The sequence below is a fragment of the Geminicoccus flavidas genome, from assembly GCF_009806515.1.
GTDB lineage: Bacteria > Pseudomonadota > Alphaproteobacteria > Geminicoccales > Geminicoccaceae > Geminicoccus > Geminicoccus flavidus.
Map to the genome: position 1 here is coordinate 1 of NZ_WUJP01000594.1, position 2613 is coordinate 2613.

Genomic DNA, 2613 nt, shown 5'->3' on the forward strand with positions numbered 1-2613 from the left:
CCTGCTGGACATAGGAGCCGGTGCGGCCCATCGCCTGCACCTCGGCCAGCACCTGCTCCGCGCGGTCCTTCGCCTTCTCGTAGACGATCGCCACGTCCGCACCCGCTTCGGCCAGCGCCAGCACGATGCCGCGGCCGATCCCGCGGCCACCGCCGGTCACGATCGCCTTCTTCCCGTCGAGCCTGAATCGGTCGAGAACCGGTTTGCCGCTGCTGACCATGGACAAGGCACCTCCCCCTGGTGATCGTTGCGGCGGCATCTTGGCGGCGCTTTGCATCCCAGGCGAGCCCGAAGCGCTATCAGGGACGGATCCTCCGGCGCCCGAGGCCGTTGGGAAGGCGATTCCCCGAGCGGAGACCCCACTTGTTCGATTGGACGACCGGGCTCATCGAGCAGAGCGGCTATGCCGGCATCGCCTTCCTGATGCTCCTGGAGAACCTGTTCCCGCCGATCCCGTCAGAGCTGATCATGCCGATGGCCGGCTACATGGCCGGCCAGGGCCGGCTGAGCCTGATCGGCGTGATCCTCGCCGGCTGCGTGGGCTCGGTGCTGGGCGCCCTGTTCTGGTACTATGTCGGTCGCTGGGTCGGCCTCGAGCGGCTCAAGCGCTGGGCCGCCGCGCATGGCCGCTGGCTGACGATCAGCCCGGACGAGGTCGACCAGGCCAAGCACTGGTTCGACCGCTATGCCGGCGTGTCCGTGTTCATCGGCCGGCTGATCCCCGCGATCCGCACCCTGATCTCGGTCCCGGCCGGCATTGGCGGCATGAACCTCGTGGCCTTTCTCGCTTGGTCGACGGCCGGCACCGCGCTGTGGACCACGTTCCTGGCCGGTGCCGGCTACCTCCTGGGTAGCCGGTTCGACCAGGTCGAGGCCTGGCTCAACCCGGTGTCGAACCTGGTGATCGCGGCGCTGGTGCTGATCTATGCCTACCGGGTGATCACGTTCAAGCAACCGGGTGCTGGCTAGAGAATGGCCTGGACAAGTGCCCGCATGCCCGAGCCGCCGGGCTTCCTGGCGAGGCTCGGCCGCTATGAGTTCGTGCTGCTGGGCTCGCTGTGCGCCATTGCCGCGATCCTGCTGCTGTTCGGCCTGGTCACCGAGGAGGCCCTGGAGGGCGATGCCGCGGCGTTTGACCGGGACATTCTCCTGGCGCTACGCAACCCCGCCGACCTCACTGACCCGATCGGGCCGCCCTGGCTCGAGCGGGCTGCTGCCGACATCACCGCGCTGGGCGGCGTTCCCGTGCTGGCCCTGGTCACGTTCGTCGCCACCGGCTTCCTCCTGATCATCCGGCGGCGAGCGATCGCCCTCTTGGTGCTGGTCTCGGCCGCCGGCGGTACGGCGGTCTCGTTCGGGCTGAAGCTGTTCTTCGCCCGGGTGCGCCCGGACCTGGTGCCGCATCAGGTCGACGTGTTCACCTCCAGCTTCCCCAGCAGCCATGCGATGATGTCGGCGATGATCTACCTGACCCTGGGCGCCCTCCTGGCGCGGGTGCAGCCCCAGCGCCGGATCAAGGCCTACATCATGATGGTGTCGGTGCTCCTCGCCATCCTGATCGGTGCCAGCCGGGTCTATCTGGGCGTGCACTGGCCCACTGACGTGCTGGCGGGCTGGATGGTGGGCTCCGCCTGGGCGATGCTGTGCGGCACGGTGGCCTGGTGGCTGCGCCGCCGCGGCCATGATGCGGCGGGCTCGGCCCGGGATTGAAAGCGACAGCAAGAGGAGGCCGCCGGTGCGCGTCGCCGTGTTCAGCACCAAACCCTACGACCGCCGCTTCCTGTCTGCCGCCAACCACGACGGCGGCCATGAGTTGATCTTCTTGGAAGCCCGGCTGTCGCCCGAGACCGCTGGGCTCGCGGCAGGCACGCAGGCGGTCTGTGCCTTCGTGAACGACGATCTCGGCCAGCCGGTGATCGAGGCCCTCGGGCAGCACGGGGTGCGGCTGATCGCGCTGCGCTCCGCGGGCTTCAACCATGTCGATCTGGCCGCGGCTGCCGGCCACGGGATCAGGGTCGGCCGCGTGCCGGCCTATTCGCCTCATGCGGTGGCCGAGCATACTGTGGCCCTGATCCTGACGCTGAACCGCAAGACCCACCGCGCCTATAACCGCGTCCGTGAGGGCAATTTCACTCTGGACGGGCTGATGGGCTTCGATCTCGTCGCCAAGACCGTGGGCATCGTCGGCAGCGGCAAGATCGGCGTGGCGCTGGCTCGGATCATGGCGGGGTTCGGTTGCACGATTCTGGCGCACGATCCCTATCCGTCCGCCGAGTGCAAGGCACTGGGCGTCCGCTTCGTCGGGATCGAGGAACTGCTCGGCAGCAGCGACATCATCAGCCTGCACTGCCCGCTCACGCCGCAGACCCGCCACCTGATCGATGCCCCGGCGATCTCTGCCATGAAGCGCGGCGTCATGCTGATCAACACCAGCCGGGGTGCGGTGATCGACACCCATGCGGTGATCCAGGGGCTCAAGTCCAGAACGATCGGCAGCCTCGGCCTCGACGTGTACGAGGAGGAGGAACAACTGTTCTTCGAGGACCGCTCGGACCGGATCATCCCGGACGACCAGTTCGCCCGGCTGCTCACCTTTCCCAACGTCCTGATCAC

At 68.0% G+C, this 2613-nt stretch carries 4 protein-coding genes; 3 read left to right on the forward strand and 1 reads right to left on the reverse strand.

What is annotated here, in order from left to right:
* Positions 1–220, reverse strand: a 220-nt coding sequence (locus EQG76_RS16895; RefSeq protein WP_159715553.1) for an SDR family NAD(P)-dependent oxidoreductase, incomplete at its 3' end; no start/stop codon positions are given.
* Positions 221–363: 143 nt separating this feature from the next.
* Between EQG76_RS16895 and EQG76_RS16900 the strand changes: the two genes are divergently transcribed.
* The 3 genes from EQG76_RS16900 to EQG76_RS16910 form a co-directional block, all read left to right on the forward strand.
* Positions 364–969: a DedA family protein gene (locus EQG76_RS16900; RefSeq protein WP_159715547.1), complete on the forward strand. Its 606-nt coding sequence runs from the start codon at positions 364–366 to the stop codon at positions 967–969.
* 24 nt (positions 970–993) lie between these two features.
* Positions 994–1710: a phosphatase PAP2 family protein gene (locus EQG76_RS16905; protein WP_235031414.1), complete on the forward strand. Its 717-nt coding sequence runs from the start codon at positions 994–996 to the stop codon at positions 1708–1710.
* A 25-nt stretch (positions 1711–1735) separates the two neighbouring features.
* The coding region (locus tag EQG76_RS16910; RefSeq protein ID WP_159715551.1) for a 2-hydroxyacid dehydrogenase at positions 1736–2613 on the forward strand (878 nt) is incomplete at its 3' end.